This window comes from Ramlibacter alkalitolerans (assembly GCF_016722765.1).
GTDB classification, from domain to species: domain Bacteria; phylum Pseudomonadota; class Gammaproteobacteria; order Burkholderiales; family Burkholderiaceae_C; genus Ramlibacter; species Ramlibacter alkalitolerans.
Genome location: NZ_JAEQND010000011.1, coordinates 151,958 through 167,078, shown reverse-complemented (window position 1 = coordinate 167,078; position 15,121 = coordinate 151,958). Strand labels below are relative to the sequence as shown.

The following is a 15,121-nucleotide window of genomic DNA, read 5'->3' as shown; positions in this document are numbered from 1 at the left end:
ACGCGGAGGAATTCCATGCTTGATGCACTTGCGATCGGCGCCACCGGCATGCAGGCCCACCAGGCCCAGGTGGACGCGATTGCCAACAACCTCGCCAACGTGAACACCAGCGGCTTCAAGAAGAACCGCACCAGCTTTTCCGAGCTGGTCGTTGCCGCGGTGCAGGGAGCCCGCGGCACGAACGCAGCGGGGCTGTTCGCGACGGGCAGCATCGGCGCCGGCGTGCAGCTCGGGGCGGCGGCCAAGGTGTTCGACGCCGGGGAATTGCGCAAGACCGACGCGCCCCTGGACCTCGCGATCGTCGGCGATGGTTTCCTCGAACTCGCGATGCCGGACGGCACCCGTGCCTACGCACGCGGCGGCTCGCTGAAGGTGAACGCCGACGGCCAGCTCGCGAGCCAGGCCGGCGTGCCGATCAAGCCGGGGATCGCGATCCCGGACAACGCGGAGTCCGTGACGATCTCCGCCACGGGCCGCGTCCAGGTCCGCCTGCCAGGGCAGGCGACGCCAGTGGATGCCGGGCAGTTGGAACTGGCGCGCTTTGCCAATCCGCAGGGCCTGTTGCCTGAAGGGGCCAACGTCTACCGCGCCACTGAAGCCTCCGGCGAGCCGATCGGCGGCCGGCCCGGCGAGGACGGCATGGGCACCCTCGCCCAGGGCGCGCTCGAATCCTCCAACGTGAAGCTGGTGGAGGAGATGGTCAACCTGATGGTGGCCCAGCGCGCCTACGAGGCCAGCGTGAAGGTGGTGCAGGCCTCCGACGAGATGCTCGGCATGATCAACGGGCTGCGGCGATGAGGCTGCATTCCTGTCTCGCCGCCAGCCTGCTGGCGTGCACGTGCGCCCAGGCCGCGCCGCGCGTCACCGTCGAACTGCTGCCGCAGGCGGAAGTCGCCGGTGACGGCGTGGCGCTCGGACAGATCGCCCATCTGCGCTCGTCCGAACTCGCGCTCATGCGCCAGCTCGTGCACCTGCCGATCGGCCGTGTTCCGCGGGACGGCCAGCCCGCCTTCGTGCGCCGTGAATCGCTCGCCCGATGGGTGCAGCGCGAGACCGGACTCGGCGAGGGCGAGCTCGCGTGGCAGGGACCGGAGCTCGTGCGCGTAAACCGCGCGACGCGCCAGGTGCGGGGTTCCGAACTCGCGCAGGCGGCGACCGAGGCCTTGCGCGCCTGGCTGGCGCAGCATGGCTGGGGCGCGCAATTGCGGGTCGCCCGGGCACCGCATGACCTCGCAGTGCCCGCCGGCGAAGTGCAGTTCCGCCCGCGACCGATGGGAGATGCGGCCCTGCGCAACCGCATGCTGGTGTGGGTCGAGGTGTGGTGCGAGGGGGCCTTCGTGCGCGCCGTGCCCGTGCCGCTGGAAATCGAAGCGACGCTGCTGGCCGGATCGCCGGCGGCAGCCCCTGCGTCCGCCGCGCCCCCGCTGGAAAGGTCGCCGGCTGCGCAGGCGCAAGTGCTGGTGGAACGCGGTGGCTGGGCGACCTTGCGCAGCAGCGACGGGGTCGTGTCGCTGGAAAGCAAGGTGACGGTCCTGCAGGATGGGCGCGCCGGCGAGCACGTGCGGGTGCGCGCCCCCGGCGGCGGCGGCATCGTGTTCGCGCGGGTCGTCGGGCCGGCCCAACTGGAGCTCGCGCCGTGAGCCGGTGCCGCACGATCCTCGCCGCCGGACTCGCCGCGATCGCGTTCGCGGGCCAGGCGCAGAGCCTGTTCCGCGAAGAGTCCTTCCGCGGCCTCACTGCCGACAACAAGGCGTTCCGCCCCGGCGACGTGCTGACCGTGCAGGTGTTCGAGAACTCCAGTGCCACCAGCAGCGCCGAGACCGGGACGCGCCGCAGCAACCACCTGCAGGCGGATCTCGCGCACGGCAGCAACAAGGCGGCCCAGGCAGCGCTCTCGGTGGCGGGCGACTTCGACGGCGGCGGCCGGACGCAACGCGCCAGCCGGCTGCTCACCACCGTGACAGTCACGGTGCAGGAAGTCCTGCCGCAAGGGCAGTTGCGCATTGCGGGCACACAGGCGGTCACCGTCAACGAGGAGGCGCAGCGTGTCACGCTGGAGGGCATCGTGCGGCCGGTGGACATCAGCGACGGCAACGTGGTGCAGTCCACCCGCATCGCCCAGGCCCGCATCACGTATGTCGGCGAAGGCGACCTCAGCGACCGCAATCGCCGCGCCTGGTGGCGCCGGTTTCTCGACGCGGTGGGCCTGTAGCCATGCGTTGCCCTCGCCCCTTCCTCTTCGCTGCCGCCCTGCTGCTGGCGCTCGCTTGCGCCGCCAAGGACGCGCCGCTGCGGGTGAAGGACCTCGGGAAGGTCCAGGGCTGGCGCGACAACGTGCTGGTCGGCACCGGCATCGTGACCGGGCTGGCCGGTACCGGTGACTCGCCGGCCAACCGGGCGACGCGGCAGGCGCTCTCCAATGTGCTGTCGCAGTTCAACCTGGGCGTCGCCCCGGAGCAGGTGAACAGCCGCAACGTGGCCGTCGTGATGGTGAGTGCCTCGCTGCCGGCCCTGGCCCGGGAAGGCGATGGGCTCGACGTGACGGTGAGTTCCAGCGGCGACGCGCGCAGCCTGCTCGGGGGCAACCTGCTGCTGACGGCGCTGCGCGGGCCCGACGGCCGCATCTATGCGCTGGCGCAGGGGCCGCTTTCCATCGGCGGACACCGCTACGACGCGAACGGCAACGTGGTGCAGAAGAACCACCCCACGGCCGGTTCCATTCCCAACGGTGCCACGGTGGAGGTCGGCATGGCGAAGCGCATGGCCCCGCCCGCGCAGGTGACCTTCGTGCTTGCCGAGCCGGACTACACGACGGCGAGCCGCGTGGTCGCCGCCATCAACAGCCAGGTCGCGCCCGGCATCGCCCACGCGCGGGATGCCTCCGGCGTGGAGATCGAGGTTCCCGAGGGTCTGCGCGACGAACTGGTCGGCTTTCTCGCCCGCGTCGAGAACGTCGCGGTGGAGCCGGACCGGCGTGCCCGCGTCGTCATCAACGAACGCACCGGAACGGTGGTGGCCGGCGGCGACGTGCGCATCTCGCGCATCGCCATCTCGCACGGTGACCTGAAGATTTCCATCGCCAGCCAGAACAGCGTGTCGCAACCTTCCTTCGCCGGCCGTGCCGGACCGGGCGTCGTCAGCGCGCTGGTGACGAACACGCAACTGGAGGTGGAAGAGCCCGTCGGCGTCGGCTTCCTGGCCAGTGCCGGCACCGTGTCCGATCTCGTGCAGGCGCTGGCGCGCATGAAGACCGGCACGCGCGACATCATTTCCATCCTGCGCGCCGTGAAGGCAGCCGGCGCCCTGCATGGCGAGCTGGTCGTCCAGTGAGGAGCACCTGCATGCCGATGCCCATCGAGACCATCACCACGGCGGCCCTGTCGGCGGCGCTGGAGACGGCCAGCCGCCGCCAGGCCGCAGTGGCAGCCAACATCGCGAACGCAAGCACCCCGGGCTACGTGCCCCAGAGGGTTTCGTTCGACGCGCACTTGGCGCAGGCGCGCAGTGCGCTGGCGGAAAGAGGCGCGCTGGATGCCGCCGCCGTCGACAGCCTGCGCGCCGAAGCCGAACCGGCATTCGATGCCAGCGGCCAGGCCGCCGTCGTGCAGCTGGATGCCGAGATGAGCGAGCTCGCGCGCAACGGGGTGGAGTACCAGGCTCTCGTCCAGGGGCTGTCCCGCCATCTTGGCTTGCTGGCGCTTGCCGCCGGCGACGGGAGGAAATAGCCGATGGATTTCGCGCAAACCTTTGCGATCAGTGCCGCGGGCATGTCGGTGCAGCGCATGCGGGTCGAGGTCGCTGCCCTCAACCTGGCGAACGCACACAGCGTGCAGGGGCCCGGCGCGCCCGCGTACCAGCCGCTGCGCGTCCTCGTCGCGCCCTCCGTTCCGTTCGAGTCGATGGTCGACACGGGTCTGCAAACGGGCGCGCTCCCGGTAGCCACCGTCGAAGCCACGGTCGCCGCGCCGCGCATGGTGCACGACCCCGGCCATCCGCTCGCGGACGCGCGCGGCTTCGTGCACCAGGCGAACGTCGATCCCGCCACCGAAATCGTGACCCTCATGAGCGCGATGCGCTCCTACGAGGCCAACGTGGCCGCCCTGAACAGCGCACGGTCGCTGGCTCTGAAGACGCTGGAGATCGGGAGGGGATCATGAACATCGAGGCGATCCAGGCCATGGGCATGCACGACGAAGTGCCTGCCAGCGCCGCGGCTGCAGCGGGCCCAGCGGCAGCCTCCGCCACCGCGGGCACCGGCTTCGGTGCGCAGGTGGCGCAGGGCCTGCAGGACCTGAACCAGCAGCTGCTGGCCAGCCAGGTCGACCTGCAGCGGCTCGCGGCCGGCGAGACGGCGAACCTGCACGAGGTGATGGTGCGGCTGGAGGAAAGCCGCATCGCGCTGCAACTCGCCCTGCAGGTTCGCAATCGCGCCCTGGAGGCCTACCAGGACGTGATGCGGATGCAGATCTAGCACGGCCACGAACACCCATGGAGGATGCATGAAGAGCTGGTGGGAGACCCTGGCACCCGCTGCCAGGCTCGGATTCGTCGCCGCTTGCGCAGCCGTGCTGCTGCTGTGCGGCGTGGCAGGCTGGTGGCTGTTGCGCAGCGAACCTGCGGTGCTGTTCTCGGACCTGCGCGAGCAGGATGCAGCCACGCTTGCCGGTGAACTGGACAAGCTGAAGATCCCCTACTCGGTGGCGGACCAGGGACGCACCCTGCTTGTCGACCGCTCGCAGGTGCACGCCGCGCGCATGAAGTTGATGGGGCGCGACCTGCCGCTGCATGGTTCCGTCGGCTTCGAGGTGTTCAACACCAGCGACTTCGGCATGACCGAATTCGCGCAGAAGATCAACTACCAGCGCGCGCTGCAGGGCGAACTCACCCGCACGATCCTCGCGTTCCCCGAGGTGCGCGACGTGCGCGTGCACCTTGCCCTGCCGGAGCAGGGTCTGTTCCGCCAGAACACCACCCGTCCCAAGGCGGCCATCACGCTCACGCTGCGGCCGGGGCAGTCCTTGCGCGGCGAGCAGGTCAGCGGCATCCAGCGCCTGGTGGCCGCCGCAGTGCCGGGACTGCAGGCCGCGGAAGTGACGATCGTCGACCAGCGTGGCGTGGCGCTGACGCGGGCGGTGGACCCGGACGCCGACGCCGCCGGAGGCACAGGCGCGGCGCGCCTGGAACTGAAGCGGGAAATGGAGAACTACCTGGCGCGCAAGGCGGCGGCCGTGCTGGAGCAGGCCTTCGGCGCCGGCCAGGCCCTGGCCAGCGTGGATCTCGTGCTGGACATGGACCAGGTCCGTGTCACGACGGAAGACGTGCTCGCCACGCCGGATGCGCGGGGCGGCCCCGCGACCGGCGTGCTGGTGCGGGAAAAGGAATCGGCGCGTGACAGCGCCAGCCCCGATCTGCGCAATGCGGAGGCACGCGCCGCGCGCGGCAGCAGCATGCAGAGGGACGTCGAGTACCAGACGGGGCGGCGGGTGGAGCAGGTGGTCAGCCAGCCGGGGGCGGTGCGGCGCATCCAGGTCGTCGCCGTCGTGCGCCAGCCGCTCGCGGCGGAACAGCGCGAGCAGGTGCAAAGACTGGTCGCTGCCGCCGTGGGCGCCTCCGCCGAGCGCGGCGACACGGTGGTCGTCCAGGCGCTGCAGCCGGCGGCCACCCCGGTGCCCGTGGCGGCAACGCCCGCACCGCTGCCTGTCACCACGCCGGCCAGCGCGCATGCCATGGACCTTCCCGATTGGGCGCTGCCGTTGGCGGTCGGGGTGGCGTTGCTCGCGCTGCTGCTGCTGGTGCTCGGGTGGCGGCAGCGCCGACCGGTCGCGCCCTTGCCCGATGTGCCGCGCCTGTCGCAGGCGCAGCGCGAGGCCGCGCTGCAGCAGGTGCGCGCATGGATGCTGCAGACCCCCATGCCACCCGTTGCGGCGCCGTCCGCTCCCGCGCGCGGGAGGCACGCATGACGCCGGCCACGCCGCTGCCCACTCCGGCCCATCACGCAGCGTTGACCCTGCATGCGCTCGGGGGTGCCGACCGGCAATGGGTGCTGAACGCGCTCTCCGGCGAACAGCAGGCCGCCCTGGGCCCGCTGTTGCAGGAACTCGAGGAACTCGGGATTCCGCGCGAGCCGGAGCTCGCCCGCACCCTCCTCCCTGAGGACGCACACGAGGATCGCAGCGCTGTCGGTGCCCTGCCGGCGCTCGATGCCGCGGGTGTGCGCAGGCTCGCAGCGCTCCTGTGCGCCGAGCCGCCGCGCATGGCGGCTGCCCTGCTGGCGAGCCAGCCCTGGCCGTGGCGCGACCAACTGCTGGCGGAGCTGCCCCCTGCATTCGCGCGCGGCGTCGATCGCACGGCTGCGGGTGTGAGCCAGGCCGGCGGCCTGCAGGCTGCAGCCGTCGCGGAGCTTGCCCCCTGTGTGTGGGAAGCGGCAAACCCGCGCACCCCTTCACTGTGGCAAGCCATGCGGCGGCGACTCCGTGCGATGCGGGGGCGGCGATGAGCAGCGGATCTTCGAACGCGGCGGAGGTGCTGCGCGGCATCCGCTTCGACAGTGCGCCCTTGCGCCTCGGGCGCGCGAGAACCGGCGGCGCTTCGGCGCCGGCGGCACAGGCTCTGATGGACGAAGCGGAGGAGGACCAGGCTCTGCGTCAGGCGCACGCGCAGGCCCTGCGGCAAGGGCGTGAGCAAGGCCACGAGGAAGGCCTGCGCGCCGGCCGTGCCGAGGGGCTGCGCGAAGGCCGTGCACAGGCAGCGGAGGAAGTCCGGCAGGCCGTGCAGCGCGCGCTGGCGCAAGCCGAAGCCCAGTGGGTCGCCGAGCACGAGCGGCTGCGCCGCATCGCGCAGCATGCGCAGGCCGCAGTCGCCGATCTCCTGTGGAGTGCCCAGGACGAGATGGTGGTCCTTTGCCACGAGACGCTGTGCCGCGTGGTCGGCGCCAGTGCCGTGCAGCCGGCGTTCGTGCGGGCGCAACTCGCGCACCTTCTGGCGCAGCACGGTGCACCGGACGTGGTGCTGCACGTGCATCCCCAGGATGCGGAACTGCTCCAGCGCCCGGGGTCGGGCGCCGTGCCCGTCATCGGCGACGCCCAGGTGGCGCTGGGTGGGTGCATCCTGAAGTCCACCTCCGGCGCGCTCGATGCGCGCCTGGACGCCATCCTCGAGGCCTGCAAGGCGGCCTTGCTCGAAGCGAGAGCGAGCAGCAGCCAAGACAGCGCAGGAGAGACGGCGTGAGCGTCCTCTCCGGCTATCGCGAGGCGCTGCGTTCGGCGCAACTGGTGCAACGCATCGGCTGGGTGCGCCGGCTGCAAGGCCTGGCGATCGAGGCCGAGGGCCCGCGGGCCGACCTGGGCGAGATGTGCCGTGTGCTGCCGGACGATGAAGGCTCGGCTCCGCCCGTTCTCGCGGAAGTCGTCGGCCTGGAGCAGGGCCGGGTCGTGTTGCTCCCTTACGCGCCGCTGCGCGGCGTAGGCGCGGGTTGCAAGGTGGTCGCGCTGGGGCATGCATCGCGCATCGGGGTGGGCCCGCAGCTGGTCGGACGCGTGATCGATGGCTTCGGTGAGCCGCTCGATGGCCGCCCCCGGCCTGCCGTGGGTAACTGGGCCGACCTGTACCCGCCGGCCACCAATCCGATGGAGCGGCCGCGGATCGAACGGGTGCTGGAAACCGGCGTGCGCGCGATCGACGTCTTCCTGACTTTGGGAGAAGGCCAGCGCATGGGGATCTTCGCGGGCAGCGGCGTCGGCAAGAGCAGCCTGCTCGGAATGATCACGCAGCATGCGCGGGCCGACCTCAATGTCGTGGCGCTGATCGGCGAACGAGGCCGCGAGGTGCGCGAGTTCATCGAGGAACAGCTCGGGGAGACCGGCCTTCGACGCTCCGTGGTCGTGGTGGCCACCTCCGAGCAGCCGGCGCTCGCCCGCATCCGGGCCGCCCATGCGGCCGTCGCGATCGCCCGCCATTTCGCGCAGGAGGGCCGCAAGGTCCTGCTCACCATGGACTCCATGACCCGGCTCGCCATGGCCCGGCGCGAGGTCGGACTGGCGGCCGGCGAGCCGGCCACGGCGCGCGGCTACACGCCCTCGGTCTTCGCGGAACTGCCGCAACTGTGCGAGCGTTGCGGCACCTTGCCCTCCGGCGGTTCCGTCACGGCCTTGCTCACGGTGCTGGTGGAGGGCGACGACCTCAACGAGCCGGTGGCGGACAGCATGCGCTCCATCCTCGACGGCCACATCGTCCTGTCGCGCGATCTGGCCCAGCAGGCCCACTTCCCGGCCATCGACCTGCTGCGCAGCGCGAGCCGCCTGCTCAAGGATCTCGCGACCGAGCCCGATCGGCTGCGTGTGCGGGAAGCCGTACGCCACCTTGCCGTCCTGGAACGCAACCGGCAGCTGGTGGAACTAGGCGCGTACACCAAGGGCGCCCATCCGGCGCTCGACGCGGCGCTCGCCCTGGAGGCACCGCTCTTTGCCTGGTTGCGACAGGATGCCGGGGGCGTGCCGCGTGCCCTGGCGCTGCAGCAGCTCGGCGCGATCCTCGCCCAAGGGGGTACGGCATGAAGCGCGGGCCGGTGGGGGCGGTCGACCTGCGCGGCTTTCGCTGGCGCCTGCTGCCGGCGGAGCGCAGGCTCGAAGCCGAGGTCGAAAGCGCCCGCCTCGCCCTCGCCCGCCTGCAAATGCAGTCGTGCGATCTGGACCAGGCCGAGCGCCGCCGCAGCGCGCAGCAGATCGAGCAGCAAGCGCTGGCGCTGGCAAGCGCCAGGCACGACGTGTTCGCCGGCGCGCAGGCGATGCGCTATCTCGCGCACCTCGAAGGCGAACGCATCGCCGCCGCTGCCGCCAGCCTGGCCATGCAGCAGCGCGTGGCCGAGGCGCGCGAAGCCTGCGCGCAACGCCAGCGCCAGCTCGAATCGGTGCAGCTCTTGCGCGACGCCGCGCAGCGGGAGCACCTGCAGGCGCGACTGCGCCACGAGTGCCGGGAGGCCGACGCAGCGTGGCTGGCGCTCACGCAACTGCGGCGTTGCGCCCAACTGCGCAAAGGCAGGGAGTCCGAGTGAAGCTGCCCCTGCTCGACCTGCCCAACGCGATCGCCGCCCCGCCTGCGGCGGCGCTGGCCGCGCGTGCCGCGCACGGCATGCTGTGGCAACTGCACCTGCAGCGCGCCGCCTCGAGCCTGGAGGCAGCGGAGCCGGCGCAGCGCCCGCAGGATCGCGGCCGCGACGACGAGGGCAGGGACCTCGAATCGTGTGGCGGCCCCGTCGTGCCGGGCGAGCCGGCCACCCCGCGCCCCCATCCGGTCTCCTCCCAGACCGCATGCGAACCAGAGCCCCTGCCGCCGAGCGGCGGCAGGGAACGCGAGAGCGAACGGGCGCTCGTGCGGCTGCACGTCCAGGTCGTGCCTGCGCAAGGCGTCAAGGTGTGGCTGGGGATCGACGGCGATGCGACGCTCGTGGCGCAGCGCGCCGCCGTCGCCGTGGCCGACCTGCGCCGCGGCCTGCACTCCAGCGGCGAGCGGATCAGCTCCCTCGTCTGCAACGGCGTGCCGCTGGATCCGCAGGCGCCTTCCTCCGCCGCGCCCCTGGCGCGCACACCTTCCCCCTTCCTCAAGGAATCACCATGGCCATAGGCTCGATCGCCGCGCCTGCCGCCGGCGCGGCATCCAGCGCGCTCGGATTGCAGGACTTCATGAAAGTCCTGCTGACGCAGCTCACGTTCCAGGACCCGCTCAAACCCATGGACAACCAGGCGTTCATGGCGCAGATGGCGCAATTCACCGCGCTCGACCAGACCCAGCAGCTCAATCAGCGCGTGCAGCAGATGCTGGAGAACGAGGCCGCCCTGCAGTCGGTGGGCCTGCTCGGGCGCAGCGTGGACGTGGAGTCGAACGGGGTGCGCAACACGGGCACGGTCAGCGCGATGGCGCTGCAGGGCGACGCGCCGCTGCTCACCGTGACCCTGCCGGGCGGCGGCGTGCTGAACGACGTCAGCCTGTCCCAACTCACTGCCATCCGCTGAAAGGCACCTCCATGCTCGATTCCATCCACGTCGGCTTCACCGGCCTGCAAGCCTTCCAGCAGGGGCTGCGCGTGATCGCCAACAACACCACCAACCTGAACACGCCCGGCTTCAAGGCCTCCAACCTGCAGTTCTCCGACCTCATGGACGCGAGCAGTTCGGGGACGAAGGGAGGCGAAGCTGCTCTGGGCCATGGCGTGGACGCGCTGGCCAGCCGCGTCGACTGGCGGCAGGGCGACTTCCGCCAGACCGGCAACGACTTCGACCTGGCGCTCGATGGCCAGGGCCTGTTCGTGCTGCGCGACGGGCAGGGCCAGACGCGCTACACGCGCTCCGGCCAGTTCCAGTTCGATGCCGCAGGCGTGCTGCTGAACCGCGCCGATGGCAGCAAGGTGCTGGGTCGGTCTGCCGACGGCACGTTGGGCGAGATCTCCATGGCGGGCCTGCGCACGAATGCCGGCAAGGCCACCGAGGTCGCGCGCTTCACCGGCAACCTCTCCAGCACGGCGACCGAGCAGACCGTCGGGTCCGTTCAGGTGCACGACGGGGCAGGGGGCGAGCACAACCTGCAGGTGCGCCTCACGAGCCTCGCTCCGGACAAGGAGGGTCGCTGGAAGGTCGAACTGCTCGATGGCAGCACCTCGGTCGGCGAGGCGGAGCTCGCTTTCGAGGACGGCCTCCCGACGGCGGCGACGAGCAAGCTCTCCTTCTCCTACACGCCGGCCGGCCGCAGCGCCCAGCCGCTCACGCTGGATTTCTCCAGCGACGTGACGTCCTTCGCATCGGGCAGCCTCTCCACGCTCGCCATGACCTCGCAGGACGGCTTCGGGCCCGGCGCACTCACGAAGCTGGCTTTCGACGCCACGGGGGTCCTGGTCGCCACCTACTCCAATGGCCAGACGAGCAAGGGCGTCCGCCTCGCGCTGGGGCGCTTCTCCACCCCGGATGCCGTGCGCGATCTCGGCGACGGCTTGTATGCCGAAACAGGTGGTGTTCCGTGGCTTCTGGGCGCGGCCGGCGATGCCGGCTTTGCGAGCGTCCGCGCGGGATCGCTGGAGATCTCGAACGTCGACCTCTCGCGCGAGTTCAGCGACCTGGTGATCATGCAGCGCGGCTACCAGGCCTCCTCGCAGATCGTCTCGACCGCGAACGACATGCTGCAGGAACTCTTCGGGATGAAGCACAAGTGAGCGCAGGCAGCCTTCCGGCGCCGTGGCGACGCAACGGGGAAAGCCGCCCGCTGGTGGCATGGCGCGAGGCGCAGCTTTCGGCGCTGGGGCGCACGCTCGAATCTGCGCTGCAGGCTTGGTGCCAAGCGTGGGGCTTGCCGCTGGTTGCCCAGGGCGTGACGTGCGGCCCGGCGAGCGCGGAGCACTCGGAGGGAGCGTGGCAGTCGGCGGGCGCGGCAGGCACCGGGTCGGTCTGGCTCGCGCTGCCGTCGTCGTTCGAGCAGAAGCTGGCAGAGGCGCTGTGGGGCAGTGATGCCACGATGGGGCCGATCGCGCGCCGCATCGCGCAGGCGTGCAGCACGGATTGGCACGAGCGCCTGCGCGCCGCACTGGGCGTCGTCGCACCGGACTCCGCGGCGCCCGCGCGGCCGAAGGCTGCGGGCCCCTGGTCCGGGCTGGTGTACGTGTCGCTGCCCGCCGATGCACGCCTGCTGCTGGATGCTGCGGCGGTGGAGCACGCGCTGCGCTGCTGCGCGGCTGAACTCCCACGCCCTGTTGCGGCGCCTGCAGCCACGGGCACGCTCGCGCCCGTGAGCACGGCGCTCGCCGCCCTGCGTCTTGCGCTGCAGGCCCGCCTCGCCGATTGCGAACTGGACCTCGCCAGCCTGCAGGACCTGCGCATCGGCGACGTCGTTCCCCTGCCGCATCGGCTGGATGCCCCGCTCCTCGTGCGCGATGCGCAGGAGCAGGTCGTGTTCGCCGGCTACCTCGCACGCGCCGGCGGGCGCAAGGCGCTCGAGCTCGCCCGCCCCGCCGCCCTCCAGCCCGATTGAAAGGTGCAGTCCATGAGCCAGATGATCGAATCCTTCATGCAGCCGGCAGCGCACCCGGCGGCTGCCGCGCGCACCATCGAGCTGGAAGAGCCGGGCGCACCGGCCGCCGGCGCCGCACCGCTGCTGCGGCAGGCCCACCTGCTGCACGCCGTCCGGGTCCGCCTGCAGGTCTGCGTCGGCGAGGCGGAGATGAGCGTGGGCGAGTTGCTCGGCGCCCGCGAGAGCGAGGTCCTCGTGCTGCAACGCGGCCTCGAGCAGCCGGTGGACCTGATGCTGGAAGGCAAGGTGGTGGCGCGCGGCCAACTGGTCGCCGTCGACGGCTCCTTCGCGGTCCGCATCAGCGAACTGCCGCTGCCACTGAAGCTCTGAGATGAACGCCGTCCTTGCCCGCCACCTCGGGGCCATGCTGCTGGCGTGGCTGCTCGGGCTCTCGGCCGCCGCCGCCAGCGCCGAGGCGCTGCCCGGCACGCTGCCCTTGCGGCGCGATGTCCAGCCTGCCGTGGAGGGTGGATCCTGGATGCCTTCGGTGCTGTTGCTTGGGCTGGCCGTTGCGGCCGGTGGCTATGCATGGTGGCGCCGCGGTGCCGGCGCGCAGGCGCAGTCCGCCACGCGCCGGGGACCTGCCGCCATCGTCCGCCGTTCGAGCCAGCCATTGACGCCGCACGCCAGCGTCCACGCGGTGCAGTGGAACGGCGAGGAGTTCCTGCTCGCGTGCACCCCGCAGCAGGTCACCTTGCTCGCAAGGCGCCCGCTGGACGCGGCCGAGGGAGGAGCTCCATGACGCGCGCTTGCTGCAGCACCATCGCCAGCGGGGTGGCGATGGTGCTGGCGTTCGCCTGGCCGCTGGACCTGCTGGCCGCGACGCCGGTGGCCACCACCGCCAGCGGCGCCTTCGGGGCGGCATCGAACGACACTGCCCAGGCCCTGCGCGTCGTGCTGGGGCTGAGCGTGCTGGCGGTGCTGCCGGCCCTGCTCGTGTGCGTGACCTCGTTCCTGCGCATCATCATCGTGCTGTCGATGCTGCGGCAGGCGATCGGCATGCCGGAGACGCCGCCCAATCCCGTGCTGATCGGGCTGGCGCTGTTCTTCACGCTGTTCACCATGTCGCCAGTGCTGCAGTCGCTCAACGACCAGGCCTTCCAGCCCTTCATGAACGGCGCGCTCGGCATGGAAGCCGCCTACAGCAAGGGCAGCGCGCCGCTGCGCGAGTTCATGGTGCGGCAGACGCGCGAGCAGGACCTGGCGCTGATGATCGAGCTGTCGAAGGCGAAGATGCCGCAGGGCATCGAGGATGTCGGCAACGTGCAGCTCATTCCCGCCTTCATGCTGTCCGAGCTGCGGGCAGCGTTCCAGATCGGTTTCCTCGTCTTCCTGCCCTTCCTGCTGATCGACCTGGTCGTCTCCTCGGTGCTGATGGCCCTGGGCATGATGATGATGCCGCCCACGACCATCGCGCTGCCCCTGAAGGTGCTGATGTTCGTGCTCGTCGACGGCTGGTCCCTGGTGCTCAAGGCACTGGTCGGATCCTTCCATTGAGGTGGCCATGCAAGCCCTTGCATCCCATGCCACGGACCCGGCAACGCACGGCGCAGACGAAGCGCTCCTGTGGCAGCAACTGCGGCAGGGCGGGGATGCCGGCTCCAGGGAGCGGCTGCTGAAGTTGCACATGGGGTACGCGCGCATCGTCGCCGGTGCGTACTATGCCCGCCGCTTCCACGACGAGATCGAATACGCGGACTACCTGCAATACGCCTCGGTCGGGCTGCTGGAGGCGATGGAGCGCTTCGATCCGGGGCGCGGGGTGCAATTCCGCACCTTCGCCGCGCGCCGCATGCACGGCGCGATCCTCAATGGCCTGGAGCGCTTCACCGAGAAGCAGCAGCAGATCGCGGCGCGGCAGCGCCTGCGTGCCGAGCGCATGGCGGACGTGAAGGCGATGGCCGGCGAGCGCAGCGGCGCCGGCACTGCGCCGCCGCAGGAGCCGGAGCAGCTGCTGGCGTTCGTGTCGGAGGCGGGCATCGGGCTGGCGCTGTGCTGGCTGCTGGAAGGCAGCGGCATGGTCGACGACGGCGCGGCCACGGTCTCGCAGCCCTTCTACCGCAGCGCGGAGCTGCGACAGCTGCGCGAGCGCCTGGTGCTGGCGATCGAGGGGCTGCCGGCGCAGGAACGCGCGGTGATCCGCAGTCACTACCTGCAGGAAGTGGCGTTCGAGGACATCGCGGCGACGATGCAGCTCACCCGCGGCCGCATCTCGCAGGTGCACCGGCGCGGGCTCGCGCGCCTGCGCGGCGTGCTGGCCGAACAGGGCGACTGGAGCGCCCTGTTCTAAGGGGCTTGGCCGGCAGGCGCCCTCACATCCGCAGCAGCGAGACGAGCGCCACGACGCTTCCCAGCGCCGCCACGCCATAGCAGCACAACCACCAGAAGGCGTTCAGGTGGATGCCGAAGTCGTGCAGCGTGTGGTAGATGCGGTGCGCTGCATGCCACAGGAACAAGGCGATCACCGCGAAGATGAACAGGGCGCCGAGCGGGTTGCGCGCGAAGGCCAGCAGGTTCTCGTAGCCGATCGGGTTGGCTGCACCGAACAGGCCCAGCGGCCCGGCCAGGCCGGTCATGAACACCAGCGCGACGCCGATCAGGGCCGAGACCATGCCGCCGGCGCCGAACAGCATCCAGAACGGAGCCTGGTTCGAGTGCTTGAGTGTGGACGGTTTCATCGTGCGAGCCCCCATGCGACGACGAGGACGAAAGCCGAGGCGGCCGCGGCCGCCGCGATGCCCAGGCTGGTGATCGTCTGCGGCGCGAGCTTCTTGCCGCCAACGACCACCGGTGGCATGGTCTTGGGCATGATCTCGAACCAGCTGTAGGTGTGATACGCGAACACGAGCAGCAGCACCACGTGCAGCGCGATGGACCAGCCGCTGCGCAACTGGTCGAGCCACTGCGCGAAGGCCGCGGGCCCCTGCGACAGCCGCACCAAGCCGGCCAGCATCAGCAGGCCGTAGACGGCGACGAAGAAGGCCGTCACCTCGCGCGCCATGTAGCGCTTGAAGAACGGAACGCGGGTCCACCACCCGTCCATGTCGCGCACATAAGGTCTTCGTGCAGCCAT

At 71.1% G+C, this 15,121-nt stretch carries 22 protein-coding genes; 20 read left to right on the top strand and 2 right to left on the bottom strand.

Annotation, left to right across the window (positions count from 1 at the left end; all coding sequences use genetic code 11):
* The first annotated feature begins 15 nt into the window (after positions 1-15).
* Genes flgG through JI746_RS19865 form a run of 20 tightly spaced genes read left to right on the top strand, consistent with a single transcriptional unit; the run spans position 16 to position 14,338 of the window.
* Positions 16-798, top strand: a complete 783-nt coding sequence (gene flgG / locus JI746_RS19960) for a flagellar basal-body rod protein FlgG (protein WP_201692025.1) — start codon at positions 16-18, stop codon at positions 796-798.
* The gene (locus JI746_RS19955; RefSeq protein ID WP_201692024.1) at positions 795-1,640 is read left to right on the top strand and encodes a hypothetical protein; all 846 of its coding nucleotides are present in this window, start codon (positions 795-797) and stop codon (positions 1,638-1,640) included. The genes flgG and JI746_RS19955 overlap by 4 nt, the downstream gene beginning before the upstream one ends.
* On the top strand, positions 1,637-2,212 hold the full coding sequence (locus JI746_RS19950) for a flagellar basal body L-ring protein FlgH (protein WP_201692023.1): 576 nt from the start codon (positions 1,637-1,639) through the stop codon (positions 2,210-2,212). Before JI746_RS19955 ends, JI746_RS19950 begins: the two co-directional genes overlap by 4 nt.
* A 2-nt stretch (positions 2,213-2,214) precedes the next feature.
* Positions 2,215-3,330 carry a flagellar basal body P-ring protein FlgI gene (locus JI746_RS19945; protein WP_201692022.1) on the top strand — a complete coding sequence of 372 codons (1,116 nt, stop codon included), beginning with the start codon at positions 2,215-2,217 and terminating at the stop codon, positions 3,328-3,330.
* Positions 3,331-3,341: 11 nt separating this feature from the next.
* Positions 3,342-3,725 (top strand): flagellar basal body rod protein FlgB, encoded by a 384-nt coding sequence (gene flgB, locus JI746_RS19940; RefSeq protein ID WP_201692021.1) that lies wholly within the window; start codon positions 3,342-3,344, stop codon positions 3,723-3,725.
* A gap of 3 nt (positions 3,726-3,728) precedes the next feature.
* Complete coding sequence (gene flgC / locus JI746_RS19935) at positions 3,729-4,157, top strand: flagellar basal body rod protein FlgC (protein WP_201692020.1); 429 nt, start codon at positions 3,729-3,731, stop codon at positions 4,155-4,157.
* Positions 4,154-4,471, top strand: coding sequence for a flagellar hook-basal body complex protein FliE (gene fliE, locus JI746_RS19930; protein ID WP_236599986.1), 318 nt, complete (start codon positions 4,154-4,156; stop codon positions 4,469-4,471). Before flgC ends, fliE begins: the two co-directional genes overlap by 4 nt.
* 28 nt (positions 4,472-4,499) lie before the next feature.
* Positions 4,500-5,960: a flagellar basal-body MS-ring/collar protein FliF gene (gene fliF / locus JI746_RS19925; RefSeq protein WP_201692019.1), complete on the top strand. Its 1,461-nt coding sequence runs from the start codon at positions 4,500-4,502 to the stop codon at positions 5,958-5,960.
* Entirely contained in the window at positions 5,957-6,496 is a 540-nt protein-coding gene (locus JI746_RS19920; RefSeq protein ID WP_201692018.1) for a hypothetical protein, read from the top strand. Before fliF ends, JI746_RS19920 begins: the two co-directional genes overlap by 4 nt.
* Positions 6,493-7,227: a FliH/SctL family protein gene (locus JI746_RS19915; RefSeq protein WP_201692017.1), complete on the top strand. Its 735-nt coding sequence runs from the start codon at positions 6,493-6,495 to the stop codon at positions 7,225-7,227. The genes JI746_RS19920 and JI746_RS19915 overlap by 4 nt, the downstream gene beginning before the upstream one ends.
* Entirely contained in the window at positions 7,224-8,552 is a 1,329-nt protein-coding gene (locus JI746_RS19910; protein ID WP_201692016.1) for a FliI/YscN family ATPase, read from the top strand. The genes JI746_RS19915 and JI746_RS19910 overlap by 4 nt, the downstream gene beginning before the upstream one ends.
* Positions 8,549-9,049 (top strand): hypothetical protein, encoded by a 501-nt coding sequence (locus tag JI746_RS19905; protein WP_201692015.1) that lies wholly within the window; start codon positions 8,549-8,551, stop codon positions 9,047-9,049. Before JI746_RS19910 ends, JI746_RS19905 begins: the two co-directional genes overlap by 4 nt.
* On the top strand, positions 9,046-9,618 hold the full coding sequence (locus tag JI746_RS19900; protein WP_201692014.1) for a hypothetical protein: 573 nt from the start codon (positions 9,046-9,048) through the stop codon (positions 9,616-9,618). Before JI746_RS19905 ends, JI746_RS19900 begins: the two co-directional genes overlap by 4 nt.
* Complete coding sequence (locus tag JI746_RS19895; protein WP_201692013.1) at positions 9,609-10,007, top strand: flagellar hook assembly protein FlgD; 399 nt, start codon at positions 9,609-9,611, stop codon at positions 10,005-10,007. The genes JI746_RS19900 and JI746_RS19895 overlap by 10 nt, the downstream gene beginning before the upstream one ends.
* Before the next feature lie 11 nt (positions 10,008-10,018).
* Complete coding sequence (locus tag JI746_RS19890) at positions 10,019-11,197, top strand: flagellar hook protein FlgE (RefSeq protein WP_201692012.1); 1,179 nt, start codon at positions 10,019-10,021, stop codon at positions 11,195-11,197.
* Entirely contained in the window at positions 11,194-12,009 is an 816-nt protein-coding gene (locus JI746_RS28250; RefSeq protein ID WP_201692011.1) for a FliM/FliN family flagellar motor switch protein, read from the top strand. The genes JI746_RS19890 and JI746_RS28250 overlap by 4 nt, the downstream gene beginning before the upstream one ends.
* A gap of 12 nt (positions 12,010-12,021) precedes the next feature.
* The gene (locus JI746_RS19880; protein WP_201692010.1) at positions 12,022-12,378 is read left to right on the top strand and encodes a FliM/FliN family flagellar motor switch protein; all 357 of its coding nucleotides are present in this window, start codon (positions 12,022-12,024) and stop codon (positions 12,376-12,378) included.
* Position 12,379: 1 nt separating this feature from the next.
* On the top strand, positions 12,380-12,790 hold the full coding sequence (locus JI746_RS19875) for a flagellar biosynthetic protein FliO (RefSeq protein WP_201692009.1): 411 nt from the start codon (positions 12,380-12,382) through the stop codon (positions 12,788-12,790).
* A complete protein-coding gene (gene fliP / locus JI746_RS19870) occupies positions 12,787-13,545 on the top strand; it encodes a flagellar type III secretion system pore protein FliP (RefSeq protein WP_236599985.1) in 759 nt (252 codons plus the stop codon). The genes JI746_RS19875 and fliP overlap by 4 nt, the downstream gene beginning before the upstream one ends.
* Before the next feature lie 7 nt (positions 13,546-13,552).
* Positions 13,553-14,338 (top strand): sigma-70 family RNA polymerase sigma factor, encoded by a 786-nt coding sequence (locus JI746_RS19865; protein WP_201692008.1) that lies wholly within the window; start codon positions 13,553-13,555, stop codon positions 14,336-14,338.
* Positions 14,339-14,360: 22 nt separating this feature from the next.
* Here JI746_RS19865 and frdD read toward each other — a convergent pair whose 3' ends face one another.
* Both frdD and JI746_RS19855 read right to left on the bottom strand, forming a co-directional pair.
* Positions 14,361-14,726 (bottom strand): fumarate reductase subunit FrdD, encoded by a 366-nt coding sequence (frdD, locus tag JI746_RS19860; protein ID WP_201692007.1) that lies wholly within the window; start codon positions 14,724-14,726, stop codon positions 14,361-14,363.
* Positions 14,723-15,121, bottom strand: coding sequence for a fumarate reductase subunit C (locus tag JI746_RS19855; RefSeq protein WP_201692006.1), 399 nt, complete (start codon positions 15,119-15,121; stop codon positions 14,723-14,725). Before JI746_RS19855 ends, frdD begins: the two co-directional genes overlap by 4 nt.